The sequence below is a fragment of the Xanthomonas sp. NCPPB 3959 genome (assembly GCF_056675575.1).
Map to the genome: position 1 here is coordinate 534,605 of NZ_JBWWVR010000001.1, position 14,510 is coordinate 549,114.

Below are 14,510 nucleotides of genomic sequence, written 5' to 3' on the forward strand. Positions count from 1 at the left end.
AAAAGTCCATTACTCAGGAATTGCGCAGTCCATCGCGCAGAAAGTGCCAGATCGCGGTAGCACCCGCAGCCCAGGTCAGGGCACCGACCACCTGCATCCAAACCGGATCATGACGAATTAACACATACAAGCAGAACGCAGCGACGCTGAAAGCGAAATAAACACCCGTTACCGGAACGTGCGTCTCAAGCCGGCGTGCAAGTCGTTGATAGACGTGCTGAGCATGTGGCTCCCACCAACGTTGCCCGGCGAGCATGCGAGACAGCAACGTGAAGCCTGCGTCTACGAGAAATGCGGTCAATGGCAGCCAACCGATCCACCAGCTCACCTGCCCCGTCGCTACGGTAAGTGCGAGCAACGCGGCCAGCACATATCCCAGCGCGCCACTGCCGCCATCGCCCAGAAAAATGCGCGCGCGCGGAAAATTGAACGGCAAGAACCCCAGGCAGGACGCCGCAACTGCAAGACCCGCCCATGCCCATGCGCCGGGCAGGACAAACGCAAATGCCAACGCCGCCAATGCCGCCTGGCTGGAAGCCAGACCGTTGATGCCGTCCATGAAATTCCAGACGTTGATCAACACGACAGACGCCACTGCGCTGAGCACGCCATCCCAGACATCGCCAGTGGAGTGACTGACCAAAACTCCCAGCGACGCCGATGCCGTCAGGTGGATCGCAAAACGCAGCCTGGCCGACAGCGGACGATGGTCGTCCCACCAACCCACGCCTGCCACCAGTACCAGCCCGACGGCGAACCAGCCAATGACCAGGCGAGCAGTTGGCCAGAACATCGTGGCAGCGATGCAACCCAGCAGGATTGCCGCCACGATCGCCATGCCACCGCCACGCGGAGTGGCGACCACATGACTGCGGCGCTCGCCCGGCTGATCCAGCAGGCGGCGATGCAAGGCATAACGGCGCAACAGCCAGGTTCCCAGCGCTGCGACCACCAGGTGCGACAGGCACCACAGCCAGACCTGCGGCATTAGACCACCGCGTAGTTCAACAGCGGTTTGACCGTGCCCCATTCCTTGCAGCTCGGGCATTGCCAGTGATGCGTCTTGGCGCCGAAGCCGCAGCGGGTGCAGCGGTAGCTTGGGTTACGTACCAGCAGCTGGTCGGTGATGTGCTTGAGATCCTGCAGCGTGCCAACCGGGTCGCTGCCTTCGGCCAGGGTGAGATCGATCAACGCCGATTCGCCACGTACCGACGGCCGATCCTTGAGCTGGCGCCCCAGGTACGCCAACGCAGGTGCCACCCCATCCTGCGCTTCCATCAACTGGGTCAGCGCCAAGACCGGTGCGATGCCACGATAGTGCTCGGTCATCTCCGACAGGAAGTTGCGCGCGCCAGCGATGTCGCCGACCCGGCGATAGGCTGCCATCAATGCAGGAATGATTTCCGGCAGGTATTCCGGGTCATGCCGCGCCGCTCGTTCAAATGCGCGTACCGCCGCTTCGTCATGACCGCGCTCGGCTTCGATGCGGCCTTCCAGAATGCCCGCACGCACGGACGTACCGTCGGCCTGGTAGGCACGGGCGACGGCCTGAAGCGCCTCGTCGGTCTTGCTCGAACCGCGATAGCGATCGGCCAGCTCGCACTCGAATTGGGAAATCAGCTTGCCCATCGGCTCGCCGGTGACTTCTTCGTAGCGGGTGGCGTTGTCGATCGCTTTTTCCCAATCGCGCTCGGCCTGATAGATGCCAATCAGGTGCCGCAATGCCTGTGGCGCGCGTTGATCCAGCTGCGCCAACTCGGTGAAGACTGTTTCGGCGCGATCCAGCAGACCGGACTTCATGTAGTCCTCGCCCAGCGCCAGCAAGGCCTGCACACGCTGTTGATCGGTCAGGTCGGCACGCTGCACCAGCCCCTGATGCAAACGAATCGCACGATCGACTTCACCACGACGACGGAACAGATGCCCCAGCGCGACCTGCGTTTCGAAGGTTTCCTTGTCCAGTTCGGCGATGTGCAGAAACAGCTCGATCGCCTTGTCCGGCTGCTCGTTGAGCAGATAGTTCAGACCGCGAAAATAGGTACTGGAAAGACGACTGACCTGAGTATCACCGTGGCGCTGACCGCCACGACGGCCGACGATCCACCCGCCCAGTGCTGCCAGCGGCACAAACAGGAAGAACCAGATCCACTCGGTCAGAAATTCCATACGTACTTACAGTCCATCGATGGGGCGCGTCTGGACTGCGGCAGGCGCAACGGGCCCGGCGTCGACGCGACTGACCGCAACAGCCTTATTGGCCTGGCGCAATCGGGAATAGAGGGGAATGACCACACTGACCAGCACCATGCCGGCACCGATCAACACACCGACCAGCAGCGCGACGATGATCGCGACCCCGGAGGTCGTGTGCACACTTGAGAACAGGAAATCGAGAGTGACATCCTGGGAATTGACCGCACCGATGATCAGACCGGCCAGCAGGAAGGCCAACATCACCAGCAAGCGAAACACCTTCATGGACAGACTCCGTCGGGAAGGGGCCTAGCTTAACCGAGCCGACATAAACACAGCGGTAGAACGATCTTCAATCTGCCGTATCGGCCAGATCGACAGGCACCACGGAGCTGACACGCTCACGTAATTCCTTGCCCGGCTTGAAGTGCGGAACATGCTTGCCCGGCAGCGCAACCGATTCGCCGGTCTTGGGATTACGCCCCAGACGTGGCGGACGGTAATGCAGCGAAAAACTGCCGAACCCGCGGATTTCGATCCGATCACCATCGGAGAGCGCTTGGCCCATCATTTCCAGCAGCGATTTGACTGCCAGATCCACGTCGTCCGACTTCAGATGCGCTTGGCGTTGCGCCAGGATTTCAATCAATTCGGACTTGGTCATGGGAAGACTTGCTTTTTTCGACTGACACATCGGAATCGGCCCGGGGCAAGCCCGGGCCGATCCATCACGCTCTTGCGAGCGCTACGCGCTTACTCGGACTTGTTGCTGTTCAACTGTGCACGCAGCAGCGCGCCCAGCTGAGTCATGCCGCCCGACGCTGCGGAGGAGGACTGGTATTCCTCCATCGTTTCGCGCATTTCGGCATCGTCCTTGGCCTTGATCGACAGCTGCAGGGTGCGGCCCTTACGGTCCATGCCCACGAACTTGGCTTCGATCTTGTCGCCGACCTTCAGGTGCTGGGTCGCGTCGTCGACGCGCTCGTTGGCGATGTCGCGTGCAGCGACGTAGCCTTCGATGCCGTCGGCCAGGTCGATGGTGGCGCCCTTGGCATCCACTTCACGTACCACGCCTTCGACCTTCGAACCCTTCGGGTTGGACGCCATGTACTGACCGAACGGATCCTGCTCCAGCTGCTTGACGCCCAGGCTGATGCGCTCACGTTCCGGGTCCACTGCCAGCACAACGGCTTCCAGCGTGTCGCCCTTCTTGTAGTTGCGCACGACATCTTCGCCGGTGGTGTTCCAGCTGATGTCGGACAGGTGCACCAGACCGTCGATGCCGCCGTCCAGACCGATGAAGATACCGAAGTCGGTGATCGACTTGATCTGACCGGACACCTTGTCGTTCTTCTTGTGGGTGGCAGCGAAGGTTTCCCACGGATTGGCGGCAACCTGCTTCATGCCCAGCGAGATGCGGCGACGCTCCTCGTCGACATCCAGCACCATCACTTCGACTTCGTCACCAACCTGCACAACCTTGGACGGGTTGACGTTCTTGTTGGTCCAATCCATCTCGGAGACGTGCACCAGACCTTCGACGCCCGGCTCGATCTCGACGAATGCGCCGTAATCGGTGACGTTGGAGACCTTGCCGAACACGCGGCTGTTGGCCGGGTAACGACGTGCGATGTTGTCCCACGGATCTTCGCCCAGCTGCTTCAGGCCGAGGCTGACGCGGTTACGCTCGCGATCGAACTTCAGCACGCGCACATCGAGCTCGTCGCCGACATTGACGACTTCGGACGGATGGCGCACGCGCTTCCAGGCCATGTCGGTGATGTGCAGCAGGCCGTCGATACCGCCCAGGTCCACGAACGCGCCGTAATCGGTCAGGTTCTTGACGACACCCTTCAGGATCGCGCCTTCCTGCAGCTTGTCCATCAGCTGCTCGCGCTCTTCCGAATGCTCGCTCTCGACTACTGCACGACGCGAAACCACCACGTTGTTGCGCTTGCGGTCCAGCTTGATCAGCTTGAACTCGAGTTCCTTGCCTTCCAGGTAGGCCGGGTCGCGCACCGGGCGCACATCCACCAGCGAACCAGGCAGGAACGCGCGAACATCCTTGATGTCCACGGTGAAACCACCCTTGACCTTGCCGCTGATGCGGCCGGTGATGGTTTCGTTCTTTTCCAACGCCTCTTCCAGCTCGTCCCACACCATTGCGCGCTTGGCCTTCTCGCGCGACAGCACGGTCTCACCGAAGCCGTTCTCGATGGAATCGAGGGCAACCTTGACCTGGTCGCCTACGCCGACATCGATCTCGCCAGCGTCATTACGGAACTGCTCGATCGGCACGATGCCTTCGGACTTCAAGCCAGCGTTGATCACCACCACGTCGCCGCGCACTTCCACGACGGTACCGGTGACGATCGAGCCCGGCTTCAGCTTCGCCAGATTGGCTTGACTGGCTTCGAACAGTTCAGCAAAAGATTCTGTCATTTGAATTTACTCAGTTGAACACACGGGCGTTGATCGTCGGATTGCGACAGATACGAGCCGCCCAGCCTGTTGGTCGACTCCGGACAGCGAGTCGGTTAAGTAGTCATAGAACCGCCACACGGGATGTGCGGCAGAGCCTTGGAACGCCTTACGGTCGGCGGGACGTGCCCGCTTGCGGAACGCTTACGACGACGTGCGAGCGGCTAACAACCCGACCACACGCTGGACGACATCTTCGATTCCCATCCCGCTGGTATCGATCAGCACGGCGTCTTCGGCCGGCCGTAATGGCGCCACCACCCGCTGCGCATCACGCGCATCGCGAGCCATGATCTCGCGCAGCAGGTCGTCAAAGATAACCGAAACACCCTTTCCCATCAACTGTTTATGGCGACGGCCCGCACGTTCCTCGGCACTGGCGGTCAGAAAGACCTTGAATGCGGCATCCGGGAAGATCACCGTGCCCATGTCGCGCCCATCGGCAACCAGGCCGGGCGCTCGCCTGAATGCGCGCTGGCGCTCTTTCAGGGCACTGCGCACCTCGGGAATGGCCGCAATTGCAGAGGCCAGCGCACCGGTCGTTTCCAGGCGCAACTCGCTGGTGGCGTCCACGCCATTGACCAGCACCCGCAGCCCCGCCTCGCCTGCGTCATCGAATTCGACCTTGGTGTCGAAGGTGCAACGCACCAACGCCGCCGGGTCGGACACGTCCAGATCGGCCCAGCTCGCTGCAACACCGACGGCGCGGTACAGTGCGCCCGAATCGAGGTAGTGCCAGCCCAGCCGGGAGGCCACGATCCGGCTCACGGTGCCCTTGCCGGCACCGGAGGGTCCGTCGATGGTGAGGACGGGCGAAAGGTCGGTCATTCAGGTTTCCGGAAGGTAATGAAGCGACCAGTGTAGCGCCGCTCGCAGCGATTCGGATGCAACCACTTGAAAGCACGACGAAAAGCCGGTTAGAATTGCCGGCTTAATTCCGGGTGCACCCTCGATAGCGGGCACTCTTCCATCGAATCCAACCGTTTACGCCGAGGTGTGCCATGAAAGTCCTGTCCTCCCTGAAGTCTGCGAAGACCCGTCACCGCGACTGCAAGGTGGTCCGCCGCCGTGGCAAGGTGTTCGTGATCTGCAAGTCGAACCCGCGTTTCAAGGCGCGTCAGCGCTAAGCCTTTGCTGCGCGTGCAAGACCCGAGAAAGCCGCCTTCGGGCGGTTTTTTCTTGGCCGATGTTTCCTGGCCGATAGAGACTTCACGGGCATCGTCTTGACGGACGCCGTGATGCGCCCGGGTGCGGCGGTCGAGGACGCCCCAGCGCAGCGTGCCGGAACTTGCGCGCCGTCATCGGGCCTAGCAATGGCACCAACGCCTGACCTGGTTTTTTGCTGTAATCACCATTCGAAGTCTTGTCCACTGGGGAGTAGATGACATGCGCAACCGTTTGTTTGTGATGCCGCCGATCATGCTGGCAATCGCGCTGATGGGGATCAGTGCCGTTGCCTCGGCCGACACACTGTTGGTCGATCGTGCAAAGCAGAAGCCCGCCGCCGCCCTGCCCTTGCGTGGCGACAGCATGAGCCAGGTCGAAGGCCGTTACGGCGCGCCGCAGGAAAAACTGGATCCGCGCGGTGGTCAGAAGCGTCAGTGGCCGACCATCCATCGCTGGGTGTATCCGGCTTTTACCGTGTATTTCGAAAAGAGCCGGGTGATCGACGTGGTGGCCAATCAGGCCGATGCGAACGAGATCGGGCCAAAGCCGCTTTGATGCGAGTCCCTCGCAAGAGCCCGCACATCCATGTGCGGGGATTGAATTAACAGCCTGGGCTCGCTTGGGTATCGATAGGTAATTTTCAGGTATGACCGATAGCGTTCGCTTTCCTGCCGAGTGGGAACCTCAATCCGCCGTGTTGATCGCGTGGCCGCATGCGGGCACCGATTGGGCCGAGCGTCTGGCCGAGGTGGAAGAGACCTATATCGCGCTGGTGACGGCGATTTCCCGTTTCGAGCCGGTGATCGTCTGCGTGGCCGATGACGATCTGCAGATTTATGCCGAAGCGCGGCTGCGTTCGGCGCGGGTGGACATGGCGCGCGTGCGCTTTGTGATTGCGGCGTACAACGACACCTGGCTGCGTGATTCGGGCCCGATCACGTTGCGCCAGGATGGCGGTTTCCGGCTGATGGATTTCCGCTTCACCGGCTGGGGCGGCAAGTTCGAGGCAAGCCTGGACGATCAGTTGGTGACCTCGCTGGATGCCGCGCAGGTGTTCGTGCCGGCGCAGGTGCAGACGGTCGACTTTGCGCTGGAAGGCGGTGCGATCGAGACCGACGGTGCGGGCACCTTGCTGACAACCTGGAAGTGCCTGCATGAGCGGCACCCGCAGCGCACGCGCGAATCGTTGAGCAGCGATCTTGCCGCATGGCTGTCGCAGGACCGCGTGCTGTGGCTGGATCACGGCTATCTGGAAGGCGACGACACCGACGCGCATATCGATACGCTGGCGCGCTTTGCCGGCCCGGATGCGATCGTCTACCAGGGCTGCGATGTAGTCACCGATTCGCATTACACCGAACTGCAGGCGATGGGCGCCGAACTGGCTGCACTGCGCAAGGCCGATGGGCAGCCGTATCGCCTGTCCGTGTTGCCGTGGGCCGAGCCGATTCTCGACCACGGCCGCCGTCTTGCGGCCTCGTATGCCAATTTCCTCATCGTCAATGGTGCGGTGCTGATGCCCGCCTATGGCGACAAGGCCGATGCAACTGCGCAGGCAGTGCTGGCTGAAGCATTCCCGCAGCATGAAATCGTGCCAGTGCCGTGTCGGGCACTGATCTGGCAGAACGGCAGCCTGCACTGTTTGACCATGCAACTGCCCGCCGGTCTGTTGGCCGCCTGAGTCATTCCTGTTCCGGCCGGCAGGCCGGTGTTACGCCATGGCGCGCTACCCTGTGCGCCACCTAGTTGGATGCTGCCATGACCCGTCATCTCCTTCCCGTCGCGCTGATCCAGGAGCGCAACCACGGCGACGCCGAGGCCAATCTGGCCATCATCGAATCGCGTGTGGCCGAAGCCGCTGCGCAGGGCGCCAAGCTGGTGCTGCTGCAGGAACTGCATAACGGCGCGTATTTCTGCCAGCACGAGTCGGTGGACGAATTCGATCTGGCCGAGCCGATTCCCGGCCCCAGCACCGAGCGCCTCGGCGCGCTGGCCAAGCAACATGGCGTGGTGCTGGTGGCCTCGTTGTTCGAGCGCCGCGCTGCCGGGCTGTATCACAACACGGCGGTGGTGTTCGAAAAGGACGGCCGCCTGCTCGGCAAGTACCGCAAGATGCATATCCCCGACGACCCGGGTTTTTACGAGAAGTTCTACTTCACGCCGGGCGATCTGGGTTTCGCTCCGATCGATACTTCGGTGGGTCGGCTCGGCGTGTTGGTGTGCTGGGATCAGTGGTACCCCGAGGCTGCGCGCCTGATGGCGCTGGCCGGTGCGGAACTGTTGCTCTACCCCACCGCGATCGGCTGGGATCCGGACGATCAGCAACCCGAACAGGAGCGTCAGCGCGATGCATGGGTGCTCAGCCATCGCGGCCATGCAGTGGCCAACGGGGTGCCGGTGCTGTCGTGCAACCGCGTGGGGCATGAGCCTTCGCCGATGGGCGCCTCGGGCATCCAGTTCTGGGGCAACAGCCATGTGCTGGGGCCGCAGGGCGAGTTCATCGCCGAAGCCGGACAGGACCCGACGGTGCTGGTATGCGATGTCGATCTGCAGCGCAGCGAGCATGTGCGGCGCATCTGGCCGTTCCTGCGCGATCGCCGCATCGATGCGTATGGCGATCTGCTCAAGCGTTACATCGACTGACCGCATGCCTGTCGAGGTACGCGAGGTCCGCGAGGCGGACATCCCGGCGATCACCGCGATCTATGCGGAGCAGATCGCCGGGGTCAACAGCTACGAATACAGCGCTCCGTCGAGCGACGAGATGCGCACGCGGGTGCGCGCCACCGTAGATGCCGGGTATCCGTATCTGGTCGCCGAACGCGATGCTGCAGTGGTCGGTTATGCCTATGCTGGCGCGTACCGCGCACGTGCGGGGTATCGCTGGACCGTGGAGAATTCGATCTACCTTGCCAGCGACATGCAAGGACGTGGCATCGGCAAGGCCTTGTTGGGCGAGCTGATCGCACGCTGTGAACAACGCGGCTATCGACAGATGATTGCGGTGATCGGCGATGCCGAGAATCAGGCATCGCGACGGCTGCATGAACGTTTTGGTTTTCGCACGGTCGGAGTGTTCACCGGAATCGGCCGCAAGCATGGCCGCTGGCTGGACGGTTTGCAGATGCAACGCCCGCTCGGCCCCGGTGACACCGCCCCTCCTTCTGATGAATGACCCAATGACTGAGCAGACCACCCACGTTCTGGACGATGCGCTGTCCGGCCAGCCGCACCGCATCGTCGAACGCGATGGCGTGCGCTACACCTTGCTCGGCACTGCGCATGTCTCGCTGGCCAGCGTGGCCGCGGTGCAGCGGGCGATCGGCAGCGGGCGCTACGACGCGGTGGCGGTGGAACTGGATGCACAGCGCCTGCAGGCGCTCAGCGACCCGGACGCCCTCGCCCGCCTGGACCTGGTGCAGGTGATCCGCAAGGGCCGCGTGGCATTGTTCGCAGCGAACCTGGCACTGGCGGCTTATCAGCGCCGCCTGGCCAAGCAGCTCGGCATCGAGCCAGGTGCGGAATTGAAGGAGGCGGTCAATCTGGCGCGCGCACAAGGCTTGCCGGTGCATCTGATCGATCGCGAGGTCGGCCTGACCTTCAAGCGCGCCTCCGGGCGGCTGGGATTCTTCGGCAAGATGAAGCTGGCCGGCGGCTTGCTGAGCGGCTTGTTCGCCGCCGATGAGGTGGGCGAAGAGGAAATCGAAAAACTCAAGCAAGGCGACATGCTGGAGGCGAGCTTCGGCGATTTCGCCAGCGAAAGCCCGGAGCTGTACGAGACCGTGATTGCCGAGCGCGATCAGTACATGGCTGCGCGTCTGCGCGAGGAAGCCAACGCCGGTCAGCACGAGGTGCTGGCGGTGGTCGGCGCGGGACATCTGGCAGGTCTTGCGCGGCATCTGGAACAGGACACCGATGCACCCGGCCCGCTGCGCGAATCGCTGGAATACGTGCAGCAACGCAAGCGCGTTCCATGGATCACGCTGGGCGTGCTGGCGGTCATCATCGTTGGCATCGGGATCGGTTTCTGGCGCGGCGGCCTGAGTATGGGCGCCGATTTGTTGTTGCAATGGGCGATGTACACCGGCGGTATGGCGGCGCTGGGTTGTCTGCTGGCCGGCAGTCATCCCTTGAGCATTTTGACCGCTGCGGTGGTCGCGCCGTTCAAGCCGTTCCGACTGAGCGTACCGACCGGCGCGTTCGCCGCGTTGGTCGAGGTGCATATGCGCAAGCCGGCCTATGGCGATTTCCTGACGCTGCGCGACGATGCGCAGACCTTGCGCGGCTGGTACCGCAATCGCGTCTCGCGTGTGGTGCTGACGTTTCTGCTGACCAACTTTGGCAGCATGGCCGGTGTGTGGCTGGCGGGTGTGCAGATCTTCAATCGTCTGCATGGTTGATTGCGGCGGCGATGCGTTGCGCTGCAATCCGCGAAACATTCGTTGCCTTTCGTAGGAGCGCCCCTGGGCGCGATGGGGTTTTACCGGTAAAGCCTCATCGCGCCCAGGGGCGCTCCTACGAGAGCTGGAGCAAGCGCCAGGTTACGGGGCGGCAGGTGCGCCTGGCGCTAGCTGCAAGCGCACCCACACGCCGTAGTGGTCCGAGGCCCAGCGGCCTTCGGCGTACGGCGCGTCGAACAGGATGCGCGCTTCACGGGCCAGCAGGCGGTTTTGCTGGAAGAACACGTGGTCGATCCGCGCCGGCTTGTCGAATACGTGCAGGTTCAAGGTGCTGACCGTGGCGTCGCTGTTGCGATGCACGCTGCCGTAGCTGTCGCCATAGCCCTTGCGTAGCGCTTCCAGATCGAGGGCATCGGCAGCGGTATTGAAATCGCCGGCGATCACGACAGGTGCTTGATCGCTGTTGGAGGAAATAAAGTCCAGCAGGTCGGCCACCTGTCGCGTGCGCGTGGCGGTGCCGCGTACATCGGCGCGTTCGTTGAGATGGGTGACGTAGACGTTGACCGGCTGGCCGTCGACATCGACCTGCAAATGCGCGGCGACGCGGTAATCGTCCAAGGGCTGCAGCAGGCGCTGATGCATGGCCAGCACTTTGCGCCGGCTCAACAACGCATTGCCGTAGCGCTTGGGCGCGCCGACCGGATCGACCGAGGCGAAGGTGTACTCGTACCCGAGCTTGCGTGCCAGCCAGGCAGCCTGGTTTTCCACGCTGCTCCGCCGTTCGATCACTTCCTGAAGCGCGATCACATCCGGCGCCAGTTGCTTGAGCTGTTTGGCGATGTAGGCGCGACGTGCCGGCCAGTCTTCGCGGTCGTGATGCAGGTTGAGCGTGACCAGGGTCATTTCGCGCTGCACCGCGCTCGGCGACTGCATGGCCTGGGAGGCGCGTGCTGCGTGATCGTTCTTGTCTACTTGTGCGGGTTGCACGGCCTGCACGGGGTGGGTGGCCTGCGTGGCATGGACAGCAACAGAGCACAGCAGCGCAGCCAACACGACCGGCCATCCGGCACGTCGCCGCGCCGGCGCTGCCCGGGTAGGCTGACGTGCGTCATTCATTGCGTAGCGCGCTCGGCGCGCCGCACCGCGCTGGGCACATCGATCTGCACATTGGCCGGCAGTTGCTGGATGCGCAGTTCACCATTCTGCCATTCGGCCGATTCGCCGTTGATGCTGGCCTTGCCCGGCGTGCCCTGGTACGGCCAAGGCAACACCACTCCACCCGGCGGCAAAATCAGGCCGGGCTGCAGTTGCAGGACCAGTTGCTTGTCGGTGCGTTGCAGGGTGTAGTTGAGACGCCCGTACGGGGTGCGCAATTCGGCAATCCCAATTCCCTTGCCTTCGAACCAGCGCGTGGGCGTGCCGGCCGCAATCACCAGGCTGGCATCGGATTCGCGGCCGTAGGCGAACATGTCCAGTACCGAGCGCACGAAGTCCGAGGCGACCCAGGCATGTGGCAGATCCCCGACGAAGAACGGTGTGCGTGGCGTGCGCGAGACCACTTCGGCCCATTGATTCCACGGCTGCGGCGCACGGTCCTTGAAGAAGAATGCGGTGGCGTCCCAGGCGCGGTCGCGCCAGCCCAGGCGCACGAACGCGGCCACGTTGCGCCATTCGTACGGCGTGTAGTCCTTCCACTCGCGCTTACTGTCGCGGCGGTCTGAGAACTCCTTCCAGTAGCGCTCGAAGGTATTGGTCAGCAGATCCTGCGGCAGGCGTTGCTGCTCGCCACCCGGTGCCAGCGCGATGGTGGTCGAGGTCGCATCGAAGTCGCCGAGCTCGGCCGAGCCAGGCAGGAAATCGAGAGTGTGCTGGCGCACCGCCGCACCAAGCGAGGCGATCAGGTCGCCACTGAATTCGTCGCGTGCAGTGCTGAAGCGGGCGACTTCGTCGGGCTTGTCGAGCGCGCCGGCCAGCATCACCGCATCCTTGTAGCCGCGCAGCGCCCAGAAATTATCCCAGTACGAATGCACCGGCTTGGCCGAGTAGCCTTCGTGGCTGATCGACACCGGCATCATTCCGTAGAAGGCCGGATTGCGCATGAAGTTGTCTTCGGTGCGCTCGCTGGCGCGCAGCGTTTCCATGTAGTCGTAGGCGCCGGTGACGTGCGGCCACATCTTTTCCAGGAACGCCTTGTCGCCGGTATAGCGGTAATACTCGGCGATATTGAAGATCAGCTCGCCGTGGCTGTCGTTCTCCGGCACCGGGTCGCTGCCGCGGTCGTCCACGCAGCACGGCACCATGCCGTTGTCGAATTGATACGGCGCGAACCAGTCGACGTACTCGCGCACCACGTCTTCGCGGCCGAGCCGCAACAGGCCCTCGGAAATCATCGCGCCATCGCGGATCCAACTGCGCGAATACGAGCGTGTGCCCGGCTGCAGGCGCGGGCCGATACGCGAGATCAACATATGCGCCAGCGCGGTGCGCAAGGTATCAACCACCGGCTTGCCTTCGGCCGGCACGCTGATGCGTACGCGATCGAGCTTGCTGCGCCACTGCTGGGCAACCTGCTGTTGCGCCTTGTCGGCATCGAAGCCGGCCGGCAGTTGCGCGGTGCCGGTTTGCGGAATCACCAACGCCACTTCGCGCCGTTGGCCAGGCTCCAGCTTCCAGCGATACAACAGCACGCCCGATGCCAGACCGGTCTCGTCTTTCACCTGGGTGATCGTCGGCGGCGTGGCAGCGGTGAGATGGCTGACGTCCATGCCGCTGTCGAAGGCGCTGGCAAAGCCGGCATCCGGACGCTGCGCGGCGAATACGCGCGGCTTGCCGTTGACGCTGACCTGCGCGCCGTCCACGGCCAGTTGCTCGATCCGGCTGACGCCGCCCAGGGTGTTGAGGAACTGCGCCGGCGGGTTGACCTGGAACGGACGCACCGCCAATGCCAGGGTGAAGTCGCGCGCCTCCTTGCCGGTGTTGTGCAGTTGGTAGCGTGCGACCAACTGCGCCTGATCCGGTGTGCCCTGCACGAAAGCGGTGACGCGCAGATTCATCAGGTCGTGGTGCCAGTCGACGCTGGGAATCGGCAGGTAATCGTCCTGCAGGCTCTGCTCGCTGCTGACGTCGGACCAATGCAGCAGCTTGCCGCCGGTGACCACGAACGGTTCGATACTGAAACCGCCCTTGCCCACTTCCACCGCGCCGTCTTCGCCGATCAGACCCTGCTCGGTGCCGCCATCCAGGCCCAGGATGGTCCAGTACGGCTGCTCGCCGGAGAAACCGCGCGGATAGCTGCCACGCGGCATCTGTGCGGCCAGCGACTTGATGAAATCATTGGGCGTTGCGGCGAAGGCCAGCGGCTGCAGCTGCACTTCCTTGATGCCGTAACGCCAGTTGGGGCCATCCTTGAGATCGAAACGCAGATAGCGCGCCTCGGTGTCCGGCAGTGCCAGCCAATCGGTGCCGCCGGCACCGGCGGTGACGGTGCGCAGATCGCGCCAGCCACGCCCGTCGCTGGAGGCGCGTACCACGTATTGCGAGGCCTGCAGGCCCGGCACCCACTGCACCACCGCACCGCCGAATTCGCGCACCTTGCCCAGATCCAGCGTCACGGTCTGTTGCTTGACCGCGCCGCTCAGCCAGAAGGTCTCCGGCTTGCCGTCGGCCAGGCGTTGTTCCAGTGCGGGCGCGGTGTCGGTGATGGCCTCGGCCTTCAACGGCGAGGTGTCTTCCGGCGGCAGCGGTGTGAGGGTCAGCCGATCGAAGCAGACCGAGCCCTTGCCGCCCACCTTGTTGTAGACGGTGAATTCGAAATCCGCGCTGCTGCGCAGCTGTTTGTCCTGGCCTGGTCCCCAGGCTTTTTCGATGTTGCGCTTGCGGTAGGCGAAGCTGGTCCAATTCTTCGGAAAATTGAAGCCCGGCCGGTTGACCCACCACACGTTGTCGCCGCTGGCATCGATCAGCTTGACCTGCAAATCGTTGGACGGCGATTCACCGCGCAGCGCGAAGCCGAGGCGGTAGTTGTCCGGATACTCGATCGGCAGGTTGCGACGGATGCCGACATAGCCGGACACGCCGTTGAAGTTGTAGTCCAGGCACAGCGCATGCCCGCCGGATGTGGTGGCCACCGGCCGCAGCGAACCGCTGACCTGATTGGACACCACCAGGCGCCAGGCGCCGATGTCGTTGAAACCGTCGAGCACGCGCTCCTGCGCCTGCGCCGCGCCCGCAGACGTGACGACAGCGGCCATGGCAAACAGTCGCAGGAAC

The 14,510-nt window shown here is 63.3% G+C and carries 14 protein-coding genes; 6 read left to right on the forward strand and 8 right to left on the reverse strand.

The features are described from left to right. Positions 1-13: 13 nt before the first annotated feature. The 6 genes from AC1KVG_RS02060 to cmk all read right to left on the reverse strand — a co-directional run bounded on the left by AC1KVG_RS02060 (position 14) and on the right by cmk (position 5,502). The gene (locus AC1KVG_RS02060; RefSeq protein WP_481093337.1) at positions 14-988 is read right to left on the reverse strand and encodes an MraY family glycosyltransferase; all 975 of its coding nucleotides are present in this window, start codon (positions 986-988) and stop codon (positions 14-16) included. Then, positions 988-2,166 carry a lipopolysaccharide assembly protein LapB gene (gene lapB, locus AC1KVG_RS02065; protein WP_006451181.1) on the reverse strand — a complete coding sequence of 393 codons (1,179 nt, stop codon included), beginning with the start codon at positions 2,164-2,166 and terminating at the stop codon, positions 988-990. Before lapB ends, AC1KVG_RS02060 begins: the two co-directional genes overlap by 1 nt. A gap of 6 nt (positions 2,167-2,172) precedes the next feature. Then, entirely contained in the window at positions 2,173-2,478 is a 306-nt protein-coding gene (locus AC1KVG_RS02070) for a lipopolysaccharide assembly protein LapA domain-containing protein (protein WP_006451180.1), read from the reverse strand. A gap of 67 nt (positions 2,479-2,545) precedes the next feature. After that, positions 2,546-2,857 (reverse strand): integration host factor subunit beta, encoded by a 312-nt coding sequence (locus AC1KVG_RS02075; protein WP_006451179.1) that lies wholly within the window; start codon positions 2,855-2,857, stop codon positions 2,546-2,548. A gap of 89 nt (positions 2,858-2,946) precedes the next feature. Next, positions 2,947-4,635: a 30S ribosomal protein S1 gene (gene rpsA, locus AC1KVG_RS02080; protein ID WP_023904145.1), complete on the reverse strand. Its 1,689-nt coding sequence runs from the start codon at positions 4,633-4,635 to the stop codon at positions 2,947-2,949. Positions 4,636-4,818: 183 nt separating this feature from the next. Beyond that, positions 4,819-5,502 (reverse strand): (d)CMP kinase, encoded by a 684-nt coding sequence (gene cmk, locus AC1KVG_RS02085; RefSeq protein ID WP_481093338.1) that lies wholly within the window; start codon positions 5,500-5,502, stop codon positions 4,819-4,821. Between the two features lie 173 nt (positions 5,503-5,675). Between cmk and ykgO the strand changes: the two genes are divergently transcribed. The 6 genes from ykgO (at position 5,676) to AC1KVG_RS02115 (ending at position 10,241) form a co-directional block, all read left to right on the forward strand. Beyond that, positions 5,676-5,801, forward strand: a complete 126-nt coding sequence (ykgO, locus tag AC1KVG_RS02090) for a type B 50S ribosomal protein L36 (RefSeq protein WP_005913193.1) — start codon at positions 5,676-5,678, stop codon at positions 5,799-5,801. Positions 5,802-6,060: 259 nt separating this feature from the next. Then, the gene (locus AC1KVG_RS02095; protein ID WP_104550831.1) at positions 6,061-6,396 is read left to right on the forward strand and encodes a hypothetical protein; all 336 of its coding nucleotides are present in this window, start codon (positions 6,061-6,063) and stop codon (positions 6,394-6,396) included. A gap of 91 nt (positions 6,397-6,487) precedes the next feature. Further along, complete coding sequence (locus tag AC1KVG_RS02100; protein ID WP_481093339.1) at positions 6,488-7,522, forward strand: agmatine deiminase family protein; 1,035 nt, start codon at positions 6,488-6,490, stop codon at positions 7,520-7,522. 77 nt (positions 7,523-7,599) lie between these two features. Then, complete coding sequence (locus AC1KVG_RS02105; protein WP_481093340.1) at positions 7,600-8,484, forward strand: carbon-nitrogen hydrolase; 885 nt, start codon at positions 7,600-7,602, stop codon at positions 8,482-8,484. A 4-nt stretch (positions 8,485-8,488) separates the two neighbouring features. After that, positions 8,489-9,016: an N-acetyltransferase family protein gene (locus AC1KVG_RS02110; RefSeq protein ID WP_481093341.1), complete on the forward strand. Its 528-nt coding sequence runs from the start codon at positions 8,489-8,491 to the stop codon at positions 9,014-9,016. Then, positions 9,009-10,241, forward strand: coding sequence for a TraB/GumN family protein (locus AC1KVG_RS02115; protein ID WP_023904151.1), 1,233 nt, complete (start codon positions 9,009-9,011; stop codon positions 10,239-10,241). Before AC1KVG_RS02110 ends, AC1KVG_RS02115 begins: the two co-directional genes overlap by 8 nt. A gap of 141 nt (positions 10,242-10,382) precedes the next feature. On the opposite strand, the gene AC1KVG_RS02120 is transcribed toward AC1KVG_RS02115, so the two are convergent. Together AC1KVG_RS02120 and AC1KVG_RS02125 are read right to left on the reverse strand one after the other, a co-directional pair. Then, positions 10,383-11,357 (reverse strand): endonuclease/exonuclease/phosphatase family protein, encoded by a 975-nt coding sequence (locus AC1KVG_RS02120; RefSeq protein WP_481093342.1) that lies wholly within the window; start codon positions 11,355-11,357, stop codon positions 10,383-10,385. Then, the gene (locus AC1KVG_RS02125; RefSeq protein ID WP_481093343.1) at positions 11,354-14,491 is read right to left on the reverse strand and encodes a discoidin domain-containing protein; all 3,138 of its coding nucleotides are present in this window, start codon (positions 14,489-14,491) and stop codon (positions 11,354-11,356) included. Before AC1KVG_RS02125 ends, AC1KVG_RS02120 begins: the two co-directional genes overlap by 4 nt. Between the last annotated feature and the right edge of the window lie 19 nt (positions 14,492-14,510).

Excerpts from the sequence above, each read along its gene's own strand:
- lapB (WP_006451181.1), bottom strand. The coding sequence starts at position 2,166 with ATGGAATTTCTGACCGAGTGGATCTGGTTCTTCCTGTTTGTGCCGCTG.
- AC1KVG_RS02125 (WP_481093343.1), bottom strand. The coding sequence starts at position 14,491 with ATGGCCGCTGTCGTCACGTCTGCGGGCGCGGCGCAGGCGCAGGAGCGC.
- AC1KVG_RS02110 (WP_481093341.1), top strand. The coding sequence starts at position 8,489 with ATGCCTGTCGAGGTACGCGAGGTCCGCGAGGCGGACATCCCGGCGATC.
- cmk (WP_481093338.1), bottom strand. The coding sequence starts at position 5,502 with ATGACCGACCTTTCGCCCGTCCTCACCATCGACGGACCCTCCGGTGCC.
- AC1KVG_RS02100 (WP_481093339.1), top strand. The coding sequence starts at position 6,488 with ATGACCGATAGCGTTCGCTTTCCTGCCGAGTGGGAACCTCAATCCGCC.
- AC1KVG_RS02075 (WP_006451179.1), bottom strand. The coding sequence starts at position 2,857 with ATGACCAAGTCCGAATTGATTGAAATCCTGGCGCAACGCCAAGCGCAT.
- AC1KVG_RS02095 (WP_104550831.1), top strand. The coding sequence starts at position 6,061 with ATGCGCAACCGTTTGTTTGTGATGCCGCCGATCATGCTGGCAATCGCG.
- AC1KVG_RS02070 (WP_006451180.1), bottom strand. The coding sequence starts at position 2,478 with ATGAAGGTGTTTCGCTTGCTGGTGATGTTGGCCTTCCTGCTGGCCGGT.
- AC1KVG_RS02115 (WP_023904151.1), top strand. The coding sequence starts at position 9,009 with ATGAATGACCCAATGACTGAGCAGACCACCCACGTTCTGGACGATGCG.
- AC1KVG_RS02060 (WP_481093337.1), bottom strand. The coding sequence starts at position 988 with ATGCCGCAGGTCTGGCTGTGGTGCCTGTCGCACCTGGTGGTCGCAGCG.
- rpsA (WP_023904145.1), bottom strand. The coding sequence starts at position 4,635 with ATGACAGAATCTTTTGCTGAACTGTTCGAAGCCAGTCAAGCCAATCTG.
- AC1KVG_RS02105 (WP_481093340.1), top strand. The coding sequence starts at position 7,600 with ATGACCCGTCATCTCCTTCCCGTCGCGCTGATCCAGGAGCGCAACCAC.
- ykgO (WP_005913193.1), top strand. The coding sequence starts at position 5,676 with ATGAAAGTCCTGTCCTCCCTGAAGTCTGCGAAGACCCGTCACCGCGAC.
- AC1KVG_RS02120 (WP_481093342.1), bottom strand. The coding sequence starts at position 11,357 with ATGAATGACGCACGTCAGCCTACCCGGGCAGCGCCGGCGCGGCGACGT.